This is a genomic window from Paludisphaera soli (genome assembly GCF_011064595.1).
Lineage (GTDB): Bacteria > Planctomycetota > Planctomycetia > Isosphaerales > Isosphaeraceae > Paludisphaera > Paludisphaera soli.
In genome coordinates, this window is sequence record NZ_JAALJI010000024.1 from 100,094 (window position 1) to 119,354 (window position 19,261).

Consider the following 19,261-nt stretch of genomic DNA (forward strand, 5'->3'; position numbering starts at 1 on the left):
GAACCGAGGCCGTGGAGCGGCCGTTTTCGATCGCGGACCAGGAGGAGCGGGATGATGGATGGAACGAGCCCGAACGCGGCCTTCGAACGAGAACGCGAGGTCGCCACGGCCGCCGTGCGGGACGCCGCCATCCTCTGCCGGGCCGTCCAGCGCGGCCTGGAAACCGCCGCGATGGACAAGGAAGACCGCAGCCCGGTCACGATCGCCGACTTCGGGAGCCAGGCGTTGATCTGCCGGACGCTCGCGGAGGCCTTCCCCGGCGATCGGATCGTCGCCGAGGAAGACGCCGCGATGCTCCGTCGCGCGGGGGCCGAGGAATCGGCCTCGCGAGTCCTCAAGTTCGTGCAGGGGATCCGGCCCGAGGCGGACGGCGAATCGGTCCTGAGCTGGATCGACCTGGGCCGCGACGAGGGGGGCGCCGGGCGGTTCTGGACGCTCGACCCGATCGACGGCACCAAGGGCTTCCTCCGGGGCGGCCAGTACGCCGTCGCGCTGGCGTTGATCGTCGACGGCCGGATCGAGGTGGCCGCGATGGCCTGCCCGAATCTACCGGTCCGGGCGGGCGACGAGGCGGTCGGGGCGGTCTTCACTGCCGTTCGCGGCGAGGGGGCCGAGGTCCGGCCGCTCGACGCGGCGGGCCCGGCGACCCCGATCCGGGTCGGGGCGGGGACCGACCCGCGCGACGCGCGGATCTGCGAGTCGGTCGAGTCGGGCCACAGCGCCCAGGACCAGTCGGCGCTCGTGGCCGAGCGGCTCGGCGTGGCCGCCGCCCCCGTCCGCCTGGACAGCCAGGCCAAGTACGCGGTCGTGGCCCGGGGCGAGGCCGACATCTACCTGCGCCTCCCCACGCGGAAGGACTACCGGGAGAAGATCTGGGACCACGCCGCCGGGGCCTTGATCCTCGCCGAGGCCGGCGGCGTCGTGACTGACGTCACGGGCCGCCCGCTCGACTTCACGAAGGGTCGCGAGCTGTCCGAGAACCGCGGCGTCGTGGCCACCAACGGCACCCTGCACGACCGGGTCATCGCCGCATTGGCCGAGGCTTACGGATCCGCCTGAAGGCTCCCGCTCCTCCGAGGAATTCCCCATGCTCCGCAAGCTCGTGACGGGGGGGCAGGCGGGCACCGAGCAGGCCGCCTGGGCGTCGGCCCGCCGCGCGGGGGTCGAGACCGGGGGCTACATGCCGCGGGGCTTCCTGACCGAGGAAGGCCCCGCGCCGAGGCTCGGCGCGCTCTACGGGGCGATCGAGTTCCCGTTCGACGACGCCCGGCGGATCCGGGCGAACCTGCGACGGGCCGACGGGCTGTTCTGGTTCGGCGACGCCGACTCGCCCGGCGCCGCCGACGTGTTCGCCGCGTGCCGCGAGTTGGGCAAGCCCTTCCTGGTCGTCCACCCGCGATTCGCCGATCCCGCCGAGGCCGCGGACTGGCTGCAAGTCTTCGAGATCGGCGTCCTCGTCGCGGCGGGCGAGCCGACGTCGCGGTCGCCCGAGATCGGGCCGCTCGTCGGGGCGTTCCTCGACCGCGTCATTGCCAAACTACGATCGAGCCCCCCCCGTGGGCGGCGATGATCAGGCCGATCCAGAGCATCAAGCCCCAGATCAACAGGCCGGGGATCAGCAGGACGAAGGCCACGCCGTCGACCCACCCCGGCCAGGATCGTCCCCGCATCCTGTCGTACGCGCCCATCCCGTATAGGGCGGCCGAGACGGCGGGCAGGATGACGAAGAACCAAGCCGGAGCCGAGAAGGCCGGTCGAGAAGGATAGTCCAGGGCGCCGATCAGGCTCAGGAGCGTCCCCACGAACGAGAGGGACATCGGCAGGGCGATGAAGACCAGCATCGCGACCCGCCGCAGAATCACCATGGCTCGTCCTCGCCTTCCCCGCTCAGTCCTCGCCCTCGTCGGGGTTCAGCTCCCGGATCTCGACGTGCGTCTCCGGCTGGGAGTCTCCCGACTGAAACGCGTGCATCGCGGCCTCCTCGTCGTCGACGAAGCCGGGGGTGACCACGACGCACATGGAGAAGATCGCCAGCGACTGGCGGTTGCAGGTCGGGCAGAGGGTGCAGCGGCGGGCCGCGCCCTTGCGCCAGATGCGGGTGATGAACGACAGGGGCTCGCCGTCCGGGCCGGCGAGCGTCGCCACGCGGGTGAACTTCGGCCTCGGCGGCTCGTCCATGGGGGCCTCCTGGGACCGGAATGGGGGACCGGTAGGATCTTTCGGGGCGGGCGACGCGGAATCAAGGCCCGACGGGCTCGCCCATCTCCCTCGGGCTCGGCGGCCGGACTGCGACGGGGGCGGCCGCATCGGCCGCGACGGGGATGATGCCGAGGCGGGCGTAGACCGGCCGGGCGTGGCGTCGCAGCCTGGGCAACTGGGAAGCAAACGCCGCGCCGCCCGCGAGCACCAGCAGCCCCGACCCGAACACCACCGGGCGCGGGCCGACGAGCCCCGCCAGCCAGCCCCCCAGCAGGCTGCCGAACGGCGCGACCCCCTGGAAGGCCATCCCGTAGAAGCCCATCACCCGGCCCCGCTTGTCCTCGTCGACCATCGTCTGGATCAGGGTGTTCGACGCGGCCATCTGGACCATCATCCCGGCCCCGGTCGCCGTCAGCAGGGCGGCCGACAGCCAGACCGACCCCGACTGCGAGAAGCCGATCAGCCCCATCCCCAGCACGCCCGCCGCCGCCACGATCACCCGCCCCAGCCCGAGGACCGAGACCCGCGAGGCCAGGTACAGCGCCCCGGCCAGCGCCCCCAGCCCCTGGGCGGCCGACAGCAGGCCGAGCGTGGACGGCCCCCCGCCGAGCACCCTCGCGGCGAACACCGGCATCAGCACCGACTGCGGCATCGCGGCGAAGCTGATCAGGGCCAGCAGCAGGAGCAGGGCCCGGATCGGCGGGAAGCCGAAGGCGTATCGGAACCCCTCGACCAGGCGACGACCGACCGAGCCGACCGCCGCCGCCCGGGGTCGGGGCGTCAGGCGCATCGCCAGCAGGGCCGCGACGACCGCCGCGTAGCTGACCGCGTCGATCGCGAAGCACCAGGCCTCGCCCACGGCCGCGATCACCACGCCGGCCGTCGCCGGGCCGACCAGCCGCGCGCCGTTGACCAGCGACGAGTTCAGGGCGATGGCGTTGGGGAGGTCCTCGCGGCGGGCCACCATCTCGACCATCATCGACTGCCGGGCCGGCATGTCGAACGCGTTGATCGCCCCCTGCGCCACGCTCAGGGCGACGACCAGGGCGATCGCGAGCGGGCCGCTCGGCCCGCTGAACGCGACCCAGGCCAGGGCGGCCGACTGGAACATCGCCAGGACCTGGGTGACCACCAGGACGCGGCGGCGGTCCCAGCGGTCGACGAACACCCCGGCGATCGGGCCGAGGAAGAAGGTCGGAGCCAGGCCCGCGAAGCTCGCGACGCCGAGCAGCCACGGGGCGTCCGCGCCGGCGAGGCGCAGGATGAGCCACCCGGTCGCCAGGCGGGTCATCCAGGTGCCGACGAGCGAGACCCCCTGACCCAGGAAGAAGAGGCGGTAATTCCGATTCGCGAACGCCCGGCCCATGGCGCTCCACCGCGAGCTTCGAGCCGGCCCCATCTCCTCCGACGCCATCGGCGGCCCCCCGTCGGACGCTCGGCGCTCGCCCGCGAGTCGGACTCCCCCGCCGTCCCCGCCGCGCCCCGGCCCGTCCAGAACGCAATCTCCATGCCGGATTTCGGGGGCGTCGCCTGAGGAGGAAGTTGGTGGGAGCCGTCGGTCCCGGCCGGCCGCTTGCCTCGGTCGGTCGAAGGCTCAGGGGAGGATGCGGGCGCCCACGGCCGTGTTCAGGTCGAGCATGGCTCGGCGATGCCGGACGAGGGAGTCACGGTACTGCCGGACCACGTCGTTGTACTGGCGCTGGGCCTCGAGATATTCGAGGGCGTTGGCCTCGCCGCCGCGGAACCGGGCGAAGGCCGCGTCCCGCACCCGTCGCGAGGACGGCAGGATCTGCTGCTCCAGCTCGAACACGCCGTCGCGGCTGAGTTCCAGCTCGCGGGCGGCCTCCTCGGCCTCGGCGGCGACCTGCCGCTCGATCGACGCCACCTCGATCCGGGTCTGGACGGCGTTCGACTGGGCCCGGGCGATATTCCCCTGATTGCGGTTGTAGAGCGGCAGCGGGACGGTCACGCCGACGGCCCAGGAGGTGGCGCTCTTGCTCCCGAATGGACTGTTGTCCTGGAAGGTGTAGGGCTGGGCGAGGACGTAGACGTCCGAGTAACGCTCGGCGTGGGCGAGCCGCAGGTCGGCGTCGGCGCGGCCGACGCCGAGCCGGTAGGCGACCAGGTCGGGACGGCAGGCGACCGCCTCGGCGACGATCGCGTCGATCGGCATGGGGAGGTCCGAGACCTGGCGGCGGGGCGCCCGGACGCGGAGGGCGTCGACCTCGACCCTGGGCACGTCCAGCAGCACGGCGAGCGCGCGGGAGGTCCGGCCGACGGCCTGGGTCGCCTCCCGCACCTGGTACTGGGCCTGCTCGACCTGGGCGCGGAGGGCGTCGGTGGTCGCCTCGGTGATCTGCCCTTGCTCCAGCAGGTCCAGGTTCAGCTCCAGGAGCTTGCGGATGCCGTCGGCGTAGGCCCGGCTGAACCGCAGGGTCTCCTCGGCGGCGACGACGTCGACGTAGGCCGTGTAGAGGTTGTCGATCTGGAGCCGCACGGCGTCCTGAAACTGGGCCTCGGTCACGCGGCTCGCCTGCCGGGCCGCCGCGGTCCTGGCCTTCCGCTTGCCGGTCACGTCGACGGGGAGGGTGACGTTGACGTCGTACTGCGTCTGCCCGCCGGGGCGTTCGTTGCTGAACCGGCCGTAGGGGATGAACTGGGTGTCGGCGTAGAGCACGGGATTGACCCGCAGGCTCGCCGTGAGGACGTCGGCCCGCGCCTGGTCGATCTCGTGCTTGAGGGCGAGCAGGGCCAGGTTCCGCTCGACGAGCCGGTCGATGGCCGCATCCAGCGTCAGGCCGTCGGGCGGGCCCGTCTGGTCGGGCGCGTCGGCGGGGAGTTCCAGCTCGCCGTACTGGGGGACGTCCGCCGGCTCCAGGGCCCGGAGCCTGAAGCGTTCCGGCTGCTCGGGCTCCCGCCCCGTGGTGGGGGGCTGGAGGCCGCCGACGGGCGCCCGGCTGACCGACGGCCCGGCCCGGCCGCCGATCGGCTGGCCCATGGCGCCGGGGGTCGTGTCGAAGGCCGAGATGCCCGCCGAGCCCAGGGGCACGCCGAGGCCCCCCCGCGACTCGACCCGCCCCGGCGGGCCGGCCGGATCGACCGCGGGCCCCTGGGCGCGGGCCGGGCGGACGAGGGCGAGGAGCGCCAGGGCCCCGAGCAGGATCATGGCGCGGACGGCCCGGCTGGATCGCTTCATCCCCCGCTCCTCGTGACCCCGAAGCGAGATGCGGCCTCCCAGGATGGGCGCCGACGGTCCCGTCTCGCCGACCTCCCAAGATATCGGTCGCGACGGCCGCGGCGCTTAACGCGATTGCGAGGCGGCCGGGGCCCGACCCGGCTCCGAGGTCCCCGGGGCCGCGCCGACGGCCGCGGCCTCCTCGTTCTCGTAGATCTGCTGCAGGAGCAGCCCGCCGACGACCACGACCCGCTCGCCGGCCTTCAGCCCGCGCTCGAGGACGGCGTGGTCCTCCTTCTCGTGGGCGACCGTCACGTCGCGGCGCTCGTAAGCGTCGGGCCTCCCCTCGACCTCGACGAACACGTAGGCGAGCCCGTCGACGACCACCAGGGCCGTCCTCGGGACCTCCACCCGGCCCTCGACGGGCGGGATCTCCAGCAGGCCGCGGACGAGCATGTCGGACTTGAGCTTCCCCTCGGGGTTGGGGATCGAGGCCCGGACCCGGACGGCGTGGCTCGACGGGTCGACGCGGTTCGAGATGTATTCGACCTTGCCCCGGGCCGTGTAGCCGAGGAAGGGGAACCGGATCTCCCACGACTGCCCGAGGCTCACCAGGTCGAGGTCGCTCTCGAAGACGTTCCCCCAGACCCAGAGCCGCTCCAGCGGGGTGACGACCAGCAGGGTGTCGTTCTCGTCGTAGAGGTTCCCCACGGCGACGTCGCGGTCGATGACCAGGCCGTCGGCCGGCGACCGGAGCGTGAGCCGGGCCTTCTCCGACCCCGGCTCGGACTCCACCCCCTCGACCTCCTGCTCGGTGAGCCCGTAGACCAGGAGCTTGTCCCGCGCGACCTCGTATTCGCGGCGGTTCTTCATCTCGTTGTTCCTGGTCTCGTCGTAGAGCTGCTGGGAGACCGCCTTCGACTGGAGCAGGGACTCGCGGATCTCCAGGAGCTTCTTGTCGTAGAGCCACTGGATCTTCTCGATCTCGTAGACGCTCTTCGCGGCGGCGAGCTCCGTGCTGTAGAGGTCGATCAGCGGGTCCCCCTTGCGGACCGACTCGCCGACCGTGACGTACACCTTGTCGACCCGGCCCTCGAACATCGGCCGGACCTTGGTGAGCGTGTCGGAGATGTATTCGGTCGTCCCGAGGAGTTCGAGGCGGATGGGCTCGGACTGCGGCCTCGCCGGCTCGACCCGGATCCCCATCGCTTCCCGGGCCCGCTCCGCGACGACGATCGCGCCGTCCCAGGGGCCGGACGCGACCCGCGGGGGGGTCGCGTCGGCCGGATGATGGGCCGCCTGGTGGCCCCCGGCGATCGCCCGCCAGGCTTCGGACGCCACGTCGGGGCGCCTCCAGACGACGACGGCCGCCGCGGCGATCGCGACGAGCCAGGCGGCGGGCTTGAGGAACCGTGCGGGGCCGCGGCGCGTCGGGCCGCCCCCCGCTCGGTCGGGCGGCCCCGGGGTCTCGGCCGCGGCCGGCGTCGGCGTCGTCATGCGGGCCTCAGTCTCCCCCGGCGGGGCGGACCCCTCGCGCCGGGAAGTAGGAATAGAGCACGGGGATGAGGAATTGCGAGAGCAAGAGCGCGGCGGACATGCCGCCCACGACCACGATCGCCAGCGGCCTCTGGGCCTGCGAGCCGACCGACGTGGCGAAGGCGGCCGGCAGCAGCCCCAGGATGGCGGTCAGCGAGGTCATCGCCACCGGCCGGAGCCGGCGCTCGGCCCCGCCGACGATCGACTCCCGGACGCTCTCGCCCTCCGACCGCAGCTCGTTGAAGTACGAGATCAGGAGGACGCCGTTCTGGACCGCGACGCCGAAGATCGAGATGAACCCCACCGCCGCCGAGATGCTGAACGTCGTCCCGGTGAGCACCAGGGCCCAGATCCCGCCGACCACGGCCGGCAAGACCCCAAGCATGACGATCGCGGCGTCCTTCATCGAGCCGAACAGCGTGTACAGCAGCACCAGCACCAGCACCGCCGAGAGGGGCACGGTGAACATCAGCCCGCGGTTCGCCGCCTGCATCTGGGCGAACTCGCCGGACCAGACGAGGTGGTAGCCCTCGGGCAGTTTCGCCCCCGTGCTCGGGTCCTCGACCTTCCGCCGGGCCTCGTCGATGGCCGAGGCCAGGTCCCGGCCCCGGATGCTGAACTTGATCGGGATGTAGCGGAGGTTGTTCTCGCGGTAGATGTACGAGGCCCCCGACTTGTGGGGCTCGATCAAGGCCAGCTGCGACAGCGGGATCCGCGCCCCGCGGCCGCCGTCGCGGCCCGGCACGTCGACCGGGATGCGGGCGATGTCGTCCGGGTCGTTGCGCAGGTCCGGGGGGAGCCGCAGGATGATGTCGTACCGCTTCTCCCCCTCCACCATCTCGGAGAAGGCGCGGCCGCCGATCGCCACCTGGATCACGTCCTCCACGTCCTCCACGTTCACGCCGTAGCGGGCGCACGCCCGGCGGTCGATGCGGATCTCCAGGTTCGGCTGGCCCAGGATGTGGAACAGGCCGACGTCCTCCACCCCCGGCACCGACCGCAGCGCGTTGACGACCCGTCGCCCCGTCTCCTCCAGCGTCTTCAGCTCGCCGCCGAAGAGCTTGACCGAGTTCGCCCCCTTGATGCCCGAGAGGGCCTCGTCGATGTTGTCGCGGATCAGCTGGCTGAAGCCGAAGTCCACCCCGGAGAAGTCCGCGAACTTCGCGTTCAGCTCGGCCTCGATCTTCCGCCGCGTCATCCCCGGCCGCCACTCCTCCATCGGCCGCAGGGGGACGTTGAACTCCAGGTTGAAGAAGCTCGTCACGTCGGTCCCGTCGTCGGGGCGGCCGACGTGCGACATCACCCCCCGGACCTCCGGGATCGAGGCGATCACCGCGCGGAGCCGCGGCGCCATCCGCGCCGCCTCCTCCAGCGAGACGGTCGACGGCATCAGCGCCCGGATCCAGAGGTTCCCCTCCTCCAGCTCGGGCATGAACTCGGCCCCGAGGTTCGCCGCCGCGGCGACGGTGGCCGCCAGGAGCCCCCCCATGCCCAGCAGAACCAGCGGGCGGCTCGCCAGCGCCGCGCGCAGGGCCCGGGAGTAGACCCACTTCATCGCCCGGTCGACCAGCGTCTCCTTCTCCTCGGTCTTGCCGTGGAAGAGGAAGGAGCAGAGCACCGGGGCGAGCGTCACGGCGATCAGCAGCGCCCCGAGGATGCTGAACGCGTAGGTCGCGGCCATCGGCCCGAACAGCGCCCCCGCCGGGCCGCTCATCACGAACAGGGGCAGGAACGCGCAGACGATGATCATCGTCGAGAAGAAGATCGGCCGCTCCACCCCGCGCGAGGCCTCGGCGATCCGGTCCACCAGGGGCTTCGACCGGTCCGCCGTCGGGCTCGTGACGTGGTGGTAGATCGTCTCGACGATGATCACCGAGCTGTCCACGATGATCCCGAAGTCGACCGCGCCGATCGACAGCAGGTTCGCCGACTTCCCCTGGGCGTACAGGACCGAGATCGCGAACAAGAGGGCCAGCGGGATCACCAGCGCCACGACCGCCGCGCTCGCCAGGTCCCCCAGGAAGACGAACAGCACGGCCACCACCAGGCCGATCCCCACCAGCAGGTTGTGCAGGACGTTGTGGGTCGTGACGTGGACGAGGTCGGTCCGCTGGTTGAACACCCGGATCGTCATGCCGGCCGGCAGGAGCTTGTCACGCTCGATCTGCCGCATCTTCTCGGCGACCGCCTCGGACGTGGGGAGCGACTTCTCCCCCTTCCGCATCATCACGATCCCCTCGACCACGTCGTCCTCGGCGCCGCGGCCGACGACCCCCAGCCGGGGCCGGTGACCGACGACCACTCGGGCGACGTGGTGCACGAAGATCGGCGTGCCGTCGGGCGCGGCGGCGATCACCACGTCGCGGACGTCGTCGAGCTTCTCGGTCTCGATGACCATGGCCCGATCGACGTTCGCGGGGTCCAGCGGGTCCACCCCGCCGCCGAGCAGCCCGATCGCCCGCACGTTGTGCGCCTGGGAGCCGAGCGTCAGGACGTCCCCCCCCACGTTGGCGTTCGAACGCGTGATCGCCTCCTCGACCTGCTGCATCGTCACGCCGTACTGCTTCAGCAGCCGCGTGTCCAGCAGCACCTGATACTGCTTGACCGTCCCCCCGAAGCCGATGACGTCGATCACGCCCGGGACCTGCTTGAGCATCCGGGTCACCACCCAGTCCTGCACGGCCTTGATCTGGTTGGTCGTGTAGGCGGGGCCCTCCAGCACGTACCGGACGATCTCGCCGGTCGGGCTCCACGGCGACAGCTCGGGCTTCACGCCGGCGGGGAGGTCCACCATTCCGATCCGGTTCAGGACCTCCTGTCGCGCCGCGGAGTAGTCGGTCCCGTAGGCGAACTGGCACTTGACGTCGTTCAGGCCCGCGATCGAGGTGCTGCGGAGGTATTCCAGCCCCGGCATCCCGTTCAGGGCCGTCTCGATCGGGATGCCGATCAGCCGCTCCATCTCCTCGGGGCTGGCCCCGGGGTTCTGGGTGAGCACCTCCACCAGGGGCGGCGTCGGGTCGGGATACGCCTCGACGTTCAGGTGGACCGCGGAGTACGACCCGACGCCGATCAGCGCGATCGCCCCGAGGATGACGATCAGCCGATTGTGCAGGCTCCAGACGATTATCGCACGGACCATCGACGGCCCCCGGAACGAGTCAGGACGGGGGGCCGGACGCCTCTCCCCAGACGCCGATCCGTCGCGATCGGCCCAGGAGACAATCTTAACAGAAATTCATCGACGTGGGGAGCCGGCCGGGCGGTCGAATGGGCGATGAGGGATTCGAACCCCCGACCTCCTACGTGTAAGGCAGGCACTCTAACCGCTGAGTTAATCGCCCTTCGGCTGGCATTCTAATCAAAGACCCGACCGGCGCGAGCGCGGTTCGCGAAAAGGCGAGGGGGTCAGGGCGTGGGAGCGGGGGCGTCGCCCAGAGAACGGGGGGCGTCTTGTCTCCCCTCGAGGCAGCAGGTCGTTCGGGGCGGCGGGCGACGTCCAAGCCGTCCGCCGATTGGATTTTACTGGTTCGCCGCCGAGCGGGCAAGCTTCACCGGGATCGTTGCTTTTCTGTAGCGATTCTGTAGCGGCGGGCGTCGCGGAGGGAATGGCGGTCAGGCACGCGAAATGATCCTGGGGGCGGTCCGGACGAGGCTCGGGAGACGCATGCGACATGTTCGAAGACCTCCGCGGTCAGCCCTCGACGCCGAGTTGCCAAGGACCGATCGCCGAGGTCATCTCAAACCACCAATCACAGCGTAACCGCGCACTCTACACCTGCGACACAACCAATAATCACGCATTATTTCCTGAATACGACCGAAATATACACAGAAGCCACCGCAATCAGAAATGCAACCCCAGACACAACAAGAGATACATAGCTGCTAACCCTGGCCTCCCTGGCAACACCATCTGCTTTGACACTCTCCTGATATGACCCAATGTTTACTCGCATGCAACCATAAACAATCGGCGCAAGAGCCCATTCGATTCTTTCGTCATCCTCGGTCAATAACCCCGCCTGTAGATCAGCTATATACCGACGCACGACAACCTCGACGTATTTTTTTCCAGGTTCATTCACTCTACCCGCCCAAGCGAACACATAGTTAAAGTCCCGCTGATCGGACCAAACGACCATACCTACACGTACGGCTGCTAGACTGCGAAGACGACCGGGCAACCTATACGGCGCAACAAAAAACAACCTCGCTAGAGACGATAAATAATCCAACCGAAACTCGTATGAGTGCCCATAGTACGCATCACCACCCACAGGATCCCCCTCTCGACTCTCAATTGCCAACGCCAAAAGATCGGGATTCAAATCAATAGTTCGCACCAAAACCACATCACGCTCGTACGGCCGCTCTTGCGCCCCAGTATACTCAGTGCTTGAAACCCTAGGCCCGATCAACACAAATTCAAACGGTGCTGAGTTCACCACCCAAGTACGGCCCAGCTTACGGCACTCCATCTCAGCCCTCCCGACCACAATGCCGAACTACCAAGGCGTGAAAAGCTGCAACATCATCCCCAATCATATTACTATGATTTAAGACGACAACTTCCCGAGCCAGATTGCTATGCACCCAGTCATGCTCAATCGCCTTGATTGTCTCGCGAAAAGAGAGAACTGCCTGCTCATCCAGCTTCTCCCATAAATCCCTCTTGTTAACCAGGATCCAAACAAGAGGCCTATTGGCAAGCCTCACATCCCGTATATAACCGCGCAAGTTCCTTTGAAATTCAAGGCTTTTATCAAGACGTCGAGGATCCACCGCTTCATCAACATGGCTTCGGTTATGATCAAGAACAACACACAACGCATCAGCATACTCGGCAACCTGGAATTGCTGAACGTACTCCTCGCCTCCACCGTCAACAAGCGCGACATGCTCGGACGGATTTGTCTGCAGGGCTGCAATATAGGCACCAACCCCTTGGGTTCGTTGCTGAGGAAGCGGTCGTTGCAGCAACCTATTTACAAGAGTGGTCTTCCCCGCTTCGGAGTCCCCAACGACGCCTAACTTGAAAATGGGAGGCTCTAGCTCTAAGGCATCCCTGATAGAGATTTTTCGCGAGTTCAGTTCAACAGCCGTCCGTCGCCTTGGCGGGATTGCTTTCTACCACCCCGCACCGCTGGCCCCAACCATGATTGCCCCGCCAGCCCATGCCAAGCCAAGACCGATTGGCCCGGAAATACCAATGCCTATGGAACCAACCGCAAGCCCAGTGCCAAACACCCATCCAGCAGGCCCTACGCATTGCTGTCCTAGGTTTGTCGCGAACTGAAACAACCTGGTCTTGCTTGCCATTGCGATCCTCGCGATTGAACAAAAGGGAACAATAGTATTGCCCCCCTACTTCGCGCACTTTCTGATAGCTAACACCCACTCACGCACCCACCAAAACCAGCAGTGTCTCAATGCTCCCTGCGATTCTAAGCAAGCTTCTCGCGTGTGCCAAGTTCCAGCTCACCCATCGTTCGCGAACATGGAGACCTTCCTCGTCGCGAAATAGTCAGCTCACCAGTGAATCCGCGCGAAGACTCCGTCACCTAATGGCGGTAGCAGTTGCGGAAGCGGTGCATCTCGCGGTCGAGGATCACGCGCTGCTCCTCGGTCTGGGCGAGCGGCCAAAGCTCGGCGTACAGGCCGTTCACCGTCGCGGCGTAATCCTCGCGGTCCTGATCGCCCCGTCGCTCGGGGTCCATGCTGACGCCTTCGTACGACCTTCGCGCGGCGTCGCGATCGATCTGGTCGGGGCTGGCGATCTTGGGGGCTTCGTCCATCGTGGGGGTCCTGGCTCCGAGGGGTCGCGGGAGGTCCCCGCCGGCCGATCCGGCGGGGCTGGTTCGCGTTGCGGCGGGTTCACCCCACCGCCAGGCCCGCGGCCATCACGTCGGCCTCGGTCACCCGCCCGTCCTCGGTCCCCTCGTGGATCGCCGCCACGCGCTCCTCGAAGGCCCTCGCCTCCGCGAGGCGGCGGCCTTCCTCCATCGCCTCTTCGAGCCGCCTCATCGCGTCGTCGATCGCGTTCAGGGCGCTCTCACGCCGGCCCTCGAAGCTCGCCGGCTTCGCGCAGTCGACCTGCGATCGGGCGAACCGCAACTCGCCGAGGGCCTTGTTGATCGGGTCCGCCTTGATCATCCGGAGGTCGGGGTCGTACATTGCGTCCGTCCTTTCGTTCCTGACAGGGTTCGGGGGGATGCTCGGGGGCGGCGGTGTTACCAGCACCGGCCGCCCCCTCTCCATTTCAGGCCTTCAAGGCCTCCATCGCCGCCAGCAGCCGGGCTGTCGTCTTGGGGTTGCTCATCCCCAGCCGGCCGGCGTTCTCGATCAACTTCTCCAGCAGCAGGTCGTTCCGCCGCTCGGTCGCGAACTCGCGGGCCTCGCGGAGCGTGTCGAACTCGGCCGCGTCGTCGTCGAACCGCACGATGAAGACGCCCTCTTCCTTCGCGATCACCGCGTCGCCGACGGTCAGGGTCTTGGTCGTCATCTCGTCGCTCCTGCCTTGCTTCGCTCGTCGTCATCGCCTACACTCATATTGTAGCCACACAAACCAAACAGTCAATAGTGTGGCTACACTTTTTCTTGCGAGGGTCGATTTCGTGGGCAGAAAAGCCATCTCGGGAGAGCGGAAGAGCGATCGGCCCTTGCGGATCAGGCTCACGGACGAGGAGCGCGCGAAGCTCGATGCGGCCGCGGAGGCGGTGGGGTCGCCGACTTCGACGTGGGCGAGGGACGTGCTCTTCGATGCCGCAGACAAGGCGTTGCAGCCGCCCCTCTCCGGTCACGACGCCGGGCCGACCGACGGCGGCGGTTGACAAGGTCTCCTCAGCCACCGAACATCTCGCGTTGCAGCGATCCGTCTCGGTGCACCCGCTCAAAGGGCTGATCCCCGGTCGGCTCGTCCCCCGTCCAGCGGTTCGGCCACGTCCCCGCCTCGATCAGCTCCTCGATCCTCGCCACCTCCAACTCGTCGAGCATGTCGACCGCGGGCATGTCGCCGGCATACTCGTTGACGCGGGCCTGGATCGCGAGCACCTCTCGCAGGGCGGTCCGCCGGGCGTCCATCGTCAGCGGGCCCATGCGGTTGGTGTGGCGGACGACGCCGGCCTTGCTCCGCTCGAAGCCCGGCTTGCGAAGCCGCTGGGTCGGCTCGCGGAGCCAGCGATAGAGCGGCCTCAGCTTTTTCAGCGGCCGCAGATAGCCCCAGCGGGGCGACTTCAGCAGGTTGTCGAGCGCCGCGTCCTGCGAGGCGAGCGGGCAGCCGTTGCAGCCGGTCCGCGCGTTCTTCTCGGCGACGCTGCCCTCTTCATCCAGCCCGTACGCCTCGGCCACCAGCCGGGTCTCGTAGCCGTGGCGCAGCTCCGCCGGCATGGCGCCCGTGAGCCAGTCCCAGACCAGACACGTCCGCCAGTGGAGGATGGGGGCGAGCGTGTCGCAGAGGTGGTCAGGCAGAGTCTCTTGATACCAGCCCTGGCCGCACTCGGCCCCGTCCTTGCCGCAGCTCATCGCGATCCGGCCGTCGCGGGCGGCGCTCTCGCCCTGGCGGACGCCGGTCAGCATCAGGATCTTCTCGCCGGCGTACATCTCGCGCAGGGCCGCCTCCATCGGCTCGACCTTGATCTGGCCGGTGCACCAGCGGAAGTGGTTCGTCGGCGGCGGGACGCCGCGGCCTAGCATGTACACGAAGAACCGCTCGTCCATCGGCGGCAGAGCCACGCGGACCTCGACGCCCTCGGCTCGGAGGGTTCCGAGCATCCGGCTCGCCGAGGCGGCCAGCGGCGGCAGCTCCATCCGCGTGTCCGCGTAGCACACCGTCAGCCGCTCGGGCCTCTCGACCGCGCCGGTCTTGAGCAGGTGCATGACGACCGTCAACAGGGTCGTCGAGTCCTTGCCGCCGCTGTAGGCGATCGCCCAGTGGCGATGCCTCACGCCGTGGGCCTGCAGCGATCGGGCCGTCAGCTCCACGGAGTCGGAGATCCCCATCCGCTGGGCGTCGAAAAAAGTCGCCTGCATAACGGTCAATCCTCCTCATGGGCGTAGAGGTTGCCGCACGGGACGACGACCTCGCCGCCCTCGTCCAGCTCGACCAGGTGGTTGCGGGGGCCGCGCTTCACCACCTTCCGTCGCTCGAACACGTCGGCCTCGACCCAGCGGATGGTCTCCGCCACGGAGCCGGACGGACGCGCGACGATCCGGATGGTCCCGAGCTTGCCGTGGTGGGGCATGACAGCCGCGACGGCCTCGCGGTAGTGGATCCGGCAGCGGTCGCCGATCCGCGGGTTGGACATCATCCCAGCACCTCGCCTATCCAGATGAGGGCCCGCATCGAGCCGAAGGCGAAGGTCAAAGCGACGGCGAGGACTCCTACGGCGGCCATGGTCAGTCTCCGAAGAGGGGCATCGGGGTTGTGGCGGCTGACTTCTTCACCACCGGCGCATGAGGCCGTTCCAGCCGACGCCGGCCCAACTCGCACTGGCTCCGGCGAAGGTCGAAGCCGATTCCGACGCGGCCGAGGCGGGCCGCGACGCTGACGGTGGTGCCTGAGCCGCTGAACGGGTCGAGCACCCGTCCGCCGGTCGGGCAGAGGCTCTTGATGAAGCGCTCGGGGACGTCCTCGGGGTAAGGGGCCTCGTTCTCGTGGGCGAGAGCGTGGCCGAGGCAGTTGCCTCCCGTCGCCCCGGTCTGGATCAAGGTTCCGGGGTTGGCGACGACGGGCGGGACGTATCCTTGCGTCTCGCGGCTCCCGTCCGGTTGCATCATGTGCTTGGCCACCACGACGTGGCTCGGCCGACCGGCCGCCTGCTTGCTGCCGTCGGCGCGTCGGGTTCGCCCAGACGTGGGCCGAGCGCCCCATTGATTCACCCTGGCGCCGTCGCTCAAACGATGGCTCATCGCGCCGCCCGGCCCGAACTTCGGCGGCTCGCCGCAGGCCGTGTTGTCGCTCCAGGGCAGGACGGCCGTCCTTTTGAACGCGAGGCAGAACTCGACGTCCTTCCGGAACCACTGGTCGCCGCCGCTCCCTGGGATTCCGTAGCGGTGCCAGAAGCAGGGGCTCTCGCTGAGCCAACCCCGCTTATGGGCCTCCCACGAGAGGCCCTCGCAGCACGGCCAGTAATTGCGAGCGCGCGTCACCCCGGCGCAGACCCAGATCACGGCCCCGCGCGTCACTCGCAAAGCTTCCTCGGTCACCGCCAGCATCCACTCGACCCACTCGAACTGGTCGCGGGCGATGCCGAGGTCGCGGCCGTCCTCGAGGTAGAGGCGGGCGTCGGCGTAGGGCGGGCTGCCGACCACCAGGTCGACCGAGGCATCGGCCAGCGGGAGCCGCGCGGAATCGGCCTGCGCGAAGAGATGGCTCATCGAAGGGCCTCCGCGTCGAGACGAACATGCCGTGCGATCGCGCGCAGCAGCTCGTCGTCGAGCGTCCACAGCCCCTGCTTCCCGACAGCCGGGACGGGCTCGGGGAGCGGCCGAGGGTTCGCGAGCCGCCAGCCGTATCGGCAGAACGAGAAGTCGCCGAAAGCCCGCTCGGCCGGGCTCAACCGTTCCGTCCAGGGATGGCAGCGCCGGCCATCCTCGGTCGACGTAGGGAGGCAGTCGACCAGGTCGACGAGCCCGACGATGCAGCCGAACGGGAGCGGGTTGGGCCCCCAGGGCTGGCATCCAGTGCGAGCGTCGCGGTAATCCAAGGTTCGCGTCAGGAACATCCCATCCTCGGTCCACCTCTTCGCGGCGTGGATCGCGAGGACGCCGCGGTGCTTCGTCGCCCAGCCGCGCGTCTCGAACTCCTTCGCCGGCTTGCTCGGGTCGTTGACTCGCGGAGTGACGCAGAGCGTGGCCCACGGTTGCCAGATGGTCAGGGCCTTCACGACGCCACCCCCTCGGCCTGCGGCAGCTCGCGCACGCGAAGGTCGGCCGGCCATTCCGCCGGATCGCCGCCGTGCGAGTCGGTGATATGGCGGTCGAGCCAGCCTTGGTTATGACGCTGGACGAGACCTCGCTTGATCCCGTTCGGCTCGCTCATGTCGGGGCCGGCGATCGGGTTCGCCCCGAGCTGCTTCACGAACACCGGCGTCCCGGCCGCCCTGCCCTGCTCCACCGTCGAGCGGGCCCACTCGACGTCGAACGGCCGGGCTTTCCTCCCGCCCTGGTTGCTCTCGCCGCCCACGACGATCCAGGAGACCGGGCCGATCCCGTCCTTGATCCCGGTCAGGCAGTCGTAATGCTCGTCGTAGAGCAGGAACGAGGGCTTGAGCCGGCGGAAGTCGACCGGCCCCAGCGCGGGCTCGTAGCTGACCCACCGCAGCGCGGCGGGGATCATCCCCATGATCGGGATGCGGCGATCGGCGTACTCCTGGTTCTCGATCGAGACGCCGAACCAAACGTTGGCCGGGGGCTTCTCGTCGAGCCAATCCCGCGCGACCGCCATCGCCTCGTGGCTGGAGCTCGCGATCCGTTCCATGAGCGGGACGAAGTTCTCGGGCCGCTTGGTGAGCAGGAGCCAGTCGATGTTCGGCGTCGCCGCGATCAGCGACAGGAAGCGCGCCCGCGTAGCCTCCAAATCGGGCCTGTCCTCCAGCCAGTCGCAGAGCGACGGGAAGACCCGATGACGCGTCCCGAGCTTCGCCGCCTTCCGGTCCCAGCGGCGGGGCGTCTCCCAGTCGGCGTTGATCACGCGAAGGGCGTCCGGCCCCCACTCCCCAAGCACGGCGGGGTTCCGCTTGCTGAGGGCTTCGGCGTAGCAAAGTTGGCACCCCGGCGAGACCTTGCAGCACCCTCGCCAGCAGCTCCAGGTGTGGTGGCACCAGGCGATCAAACTGTTCTCGGCCATCGCTTCCTCCGTCCTCGGTTGGTCGTGGTTGGTCCTTCGTCGCCGGTCGGGGAGGGCGTTGGCCTGCCCTCCCCTTCCCGTTCCGGCTAGCGGGGCGTTACGCCCGGCGGTGCATGGCTCCCCCTTCGTGCGGATTGCACGTCCAGGTGGCCTCCCGAGCCCTTCCCAGGCCCGGCGGTTCCGCGATCGGCTCACGCTCTACAGGCTGCGGACCTTCCTTCGCCTGGCTCGTCTCAGAGCCATCGCCTGTGGGCCTGCCGGGGCGGGCCGCGGGCGCGGGGCTCGGGCCTCATCGCCGGACCTCGGGCGCTCCCGCCCCGGCCTGGACCCGATCCGCCTCGGGGTGGCCCCAGAGGAACGCGTAGGCGTCCTCGTCGGGGTCGCTGTAGATGTCGCGCTCAAGCCGGGCCCGCAGGCCCATGGCCGCGAGGAACCGGACGGCGTCCGCGTCGGACTCGCGGACCCACATGGAGAGGAACCGACGCCGATCCCCGTCCACCTTGCCCCTGAGCTTCTCGAGGATCTTCCGGCCGACGCCGCGGCGGCGGTGCTCGGGGTGGACCGCCAGGCGGTTGACCTGGAGGCAGCCGGGCCGCAGCCGGTAGATCGCGAAGCCGACGACCTCGTCCCCGCGCTCGGCGACCAGGCCGATGCAGTTCCGTTCGCGGAGCCGGCGGAGGAACTCGTCCTCGGTCCAGGGCTCGCGGAGGCCGGCGTCGATCGCGAGCACGGCCGGCAGGTCCCGGCGGATCATCCAGCGGATGTGGAGGTTCATCAGGCCGCGTCCCCCTTCTCGGCGAGCCGCCGGCCGAGGCACCCGAGCCGGACCAGCGCCCGCTCGATCGAGGCCTTCGCCCCGCCGACGTCGGAGGCGGGCCCGGCGTCCAGGTCCCGCAGGGCCCGGCCCATCTCCGCGTTCAGGTCGGCGAGCCGATCGGACCAGGACGAGACCTGACGCGGGAGGCCGGCGTCGGCCGGCGGGCAGTCGGGGCACGGCTCGTCGCGACGCCAGGACCCGCAGTCGGGGCACTTCGCCACGCCGATCGACGCGAGCCGGCCGAGCACGTCGGCGAGCCTCGCGCCGGGGTGGATCGCGGGCAGCACCGCCCCCAGGTCCACCGTCGAGTGCAGGAGCCGGTCGGCGAGCATCCCGAGCTGGCCGTCCGTCAGGGCGAGGACGGGCGAGTTCGACCGCCCCTCGCGGATCCGCTTCCGGTGGATCTCCTCGCGATCGATCACGACGTTCTTGGGGGCGTCGAAGGCGAGCCGGACCTTCCCGCCGTCGACCCACGCGACCTCCAGGACGATGCGGCCGCCGTCGATCATCACCCGCTCGCCGCGCACCCTCGTCAGCGCCAACGCCATCTCAGCCTCCCTCTTCCATGCTGGATCCGATCGAGGCGCCCTCGGCCTCCCACGACACCGCGAGCCGCGCCCTGGCGACGGCCTGGACGACCTCTTCGCGCTCGTCGGGGGCCATCTCCTCCCACTGGTCGACCGGGAAT

The 19,261-nt window shown here is 69.3% G+C and carries 20 protein-coding genes and 1 tRNA gene; 3 read left to right on the forward strand and 18 right to left on the reverse strand.

Annotated elements, in window-relative coordinates; translation table 11 throughout:
* Positions 1–51 precede the first annotated feature (51 nt).
* Positions 52–1,059, forward strand: a complete 1,008-nt coding sequence (locus G6O68_RS24375) for a 3'(2'),5'-bisphosphate nucleotidase (RefSeq protein ID WP_240911491.1) — start codon at positions 52–54, stop codon at positions 1,057–1,059.
* 28 nt (positions 1,060–1,087) lie between these two features.
* Positions 1,088–1,570, forward strand: coding sequence for a YpsA SLOG family protein (locus G6O68_RS24380; RefSeq protein WP_165251263.1), 483 nt, complete (start codon positions 1,088–1,090; stop codon positions 1,568–1,570).
* On the opposite strand, the gene G6O68_RS24385 is transcribed toward G6O68_RS24380, so the two are convergent.
* The 11 genes from G6O68_RS24385 to G6O68_RS24435 all read right to left on the reverse strand — a co-directional run bounded on the left by G6O68_RS24385 (position 1,527) and on the right by G6O68_RS24435 (position 13,412).
* Positions 1,527–1,865: a hypothetical protein gene (locus tag G6O68_RS24385; RefSeq protein ID WP_165251264.1), complete on the reverse strand. Its 339-nt coding sequence runs from the start codon at positions 1,863–1,865 to the stop codon at positions 1,527–1,529. The genes G6O68_RS24380 and G6O68_RS24385 overlap by 44 nt on opposite strands.
* A gap of 22 nt (positions 1,866–1,887) precedes the next feature.
* Positions 1,888–2,178 (reverse strand): hypothetical protein, encoded by a 291-nt coding sequence (locus G6O68_RS24390; RefSeq protein ID WP_165251265.1) that lies wholly within the window; start codon positions 2,176–2,178, stop codon positions 1,888–1,890.
* Between the two features lie 61 nt (positions 2,179–2,239).
* Positions 2,240–3,613: an MFS transporter gene (locus G6O68_RS24395; protein ID WP_206108200.1), complete on the reverse strand. Its 1,374-nt coding sequence runs from the start codon at positions 3,611–3,613 to the stop codon at positions 2,240–2,242.
* Positions 3,614–3,793: 180 nt separating this feature from the next.
* Positions 3,794–5,395, reverse strand: a complete 1,602-nt coding sequence (locus tag G6O68_RS24400; protein WP_206108201.1) for a TolC family protein — start codon at positions 5,393–5,395, stop codon at positions 3,794–3,796.
* 105 nt (positions 5,396–5,500) lie between these two features.
* A complete protein-coding gene (locus G6O68_RS24405) occupies positions 5,501–6,871 on the reverse strand; it encodes an efflux RND transporter periplasmic adaptor subunit (RefSeq protein WP_206108202.1) in 1,371 nt (456 codons plus the stop codon).
* Between the two features lie 7 nt (positions 6,872–6,878).
* Positions 6,879–10,049 (reverse strand): efflux RND transporter permease subunit, encoded by a 3,171-nt coding sequence (locus G6O68_RS24410; protein ID WP_165251266.1) that lies wholly within the window; start codon positions 10,047–10,049, stop codon positions 6,879–6,881.
* 129 nt (positions 10,050–10,178) lie between these two features.
* Positions 10,179–10,251: transfer RNA gene (locus G6O68_RS24415), tRNA-Val, on the reverse strand.
* 1,138 nt (positions 10,252–11,389) lie between these two features.
* Positions 11,390–12,031 (reverse strand): GTPase domain-containing protein, encoded by a 642-nt coding sequence (locus G6O68_RS24420; protein ID WP_165251288.1) that lies wholly within the window; start codon positions 12,029–12,031, stop codon positions 11,390–11,392.
* 440 nt (positions 12,032–12,471) lie between these two features.
* On the reverse strand, positions 12,472–12,705 hold the full coding sequence (locus G6O68_RS24425; RefSeq protein ID WP_165251267.1) for a hypothetical protein: 234 nt from the start codon (positions 12,703–12,705) through the stop codon (positions 12,472–12,474).
* A 79-nt stretch (positions 12,706–12,784) separates the two neighbouring features.
* On the reverse strand, positions 12,785–13,084 hold the full coding sequence (locus G6O68_RS24430) for a hypothetical protein (RefSeq protein WP_165251268.1): 300 nt from the start codon (positions 13,082–13,084) through the stop codon (positions 12,785–12,787).
* 85 nt (positions 13,085–13,169) lie between these two features.
* On the reverse strand, positions 13,170–13,412 hold the full coding sequence (locus G6O68_RS24435) for a hypothetical protein (protein ID WP_165251269.1): 243 nt from the start codon (positions 13,410–13,412) through the stop codon (positions 13,170–13,172).
* A 157-nt stretch (positions 13,413–13,569) separates the two neighbouring features.
* Here G6O68_RS24435 and G6O68_RS24440 point away from each other — a divergent pair, with 157 nt between their 5' ends.
* Entirely contained in the window at positions 13,570–13,740 is a 171-nt protein-coding gene (locus G6O68_RS24440; RefSeq protein WP_165251270.1) for a hypothetical protein, read from the forward strand.
* A 10-nt stretch (positions 13,741–13,750) separates the two neighbouring features.
* Here the strand turns inward: G6O68_RS24440 and G6O68_RS24445 are convergent, their stop codons facing one another.
* The 7 genes from G6O68_RS24445 to G6O68_RS24475 form a co-directional block, all read right to left on the reverse strand.
* Positions 13,751–14,938 (reverse strand): phosphoadenosine phosphosulfate reductase domain-containing protein, encoded by a 1,188-nt coding sequence (locus G6O68_RS24445; RefSeq protein ID WP_165251271.1) that lies wholly within the window; start codon positions 14,936–14,938, stop codon positions 13,751–13,753.
* Between the two features lie 5 nt (positions 14,939–14,943).
* On the reverse strand, positions 14,944–15,216 hold the full coding sequence (locus G6O68_RS24450; protein WP_165251272.1) for a hypothetical protein: 273 nt from the start codon (positions 15,214–15,216) through the stop codon (positions 14,944–14,946).
* 88 nt (positions 15,217–15,304) lie between these two features.
* Positions 15,305–16,285 carry a DNA-methyltransferase gene (locus G6O68_RS24455; RefSeq protein ID WP_165251273.1) on the reverse strand — a complete coding sequence of 327 codons (981 nt, stop codon included), beginning with the start codon at positions 16,283–16,285 and terminating at the stop codon, positions 15,305–15,307.
* Entirely contained in the window at positions 16,282–16,794 is a 513-nt protein-coding gene (locus tag G6O68_RS24460; protein WP_165251274.1) for an ASCH domain-containing protein, read from the reverse strand. The genes G6O68_RS24455 and G6O68_RS24460 overlap by 4 nt, the downstream gene beginning before the upstream one ends.
* Positions 16,791–17,756 carry a DUF5131 family protein gene (locus G6O68_RS24465; protein WP_165251275.1) on the reverse strand — a complete coding sequence of 322 codons (966 nt, stop codon included), beginning with the start codon at positions 17,754–17,756 and terminating at the stop codon, positions 16,791–16,793. The genes G6O68_RS24460 and G6O68_RS24465 overlap by 4 nt, the downstream gene beginning before the upstream one ends.
* Positions 17,757–18,045: 289 nt before the next feature.
* Complete coding sequence (locus G6O68_RS24470) at positions 18,046–18,531, reverse strand: GNAT family N-acetyltransferase (RefSeq protein WP_165251276.1); 486 nt, start codon at positions 18,529–18,531, stop codon at positions 18,046–18,048.
* Positions 18,531–19,121 carry a carbon storage regulator gene (locus G6O68_RS24475; protein WP_165251277.1) on the reverse strand — a complete coding sequence of 197 codons (591 nt, stop codon included), beginning with the start codon at positions 19,119–19,121 and terminating at the stop codon, positions 18,531–18,533. Before G6O68_RS24475 ends, G6O68_RS24470 begins: the two co-directional genes overlap by 1 nt.
* Positions 19,122–19,261: the final 140 nt, after the last annotated feature.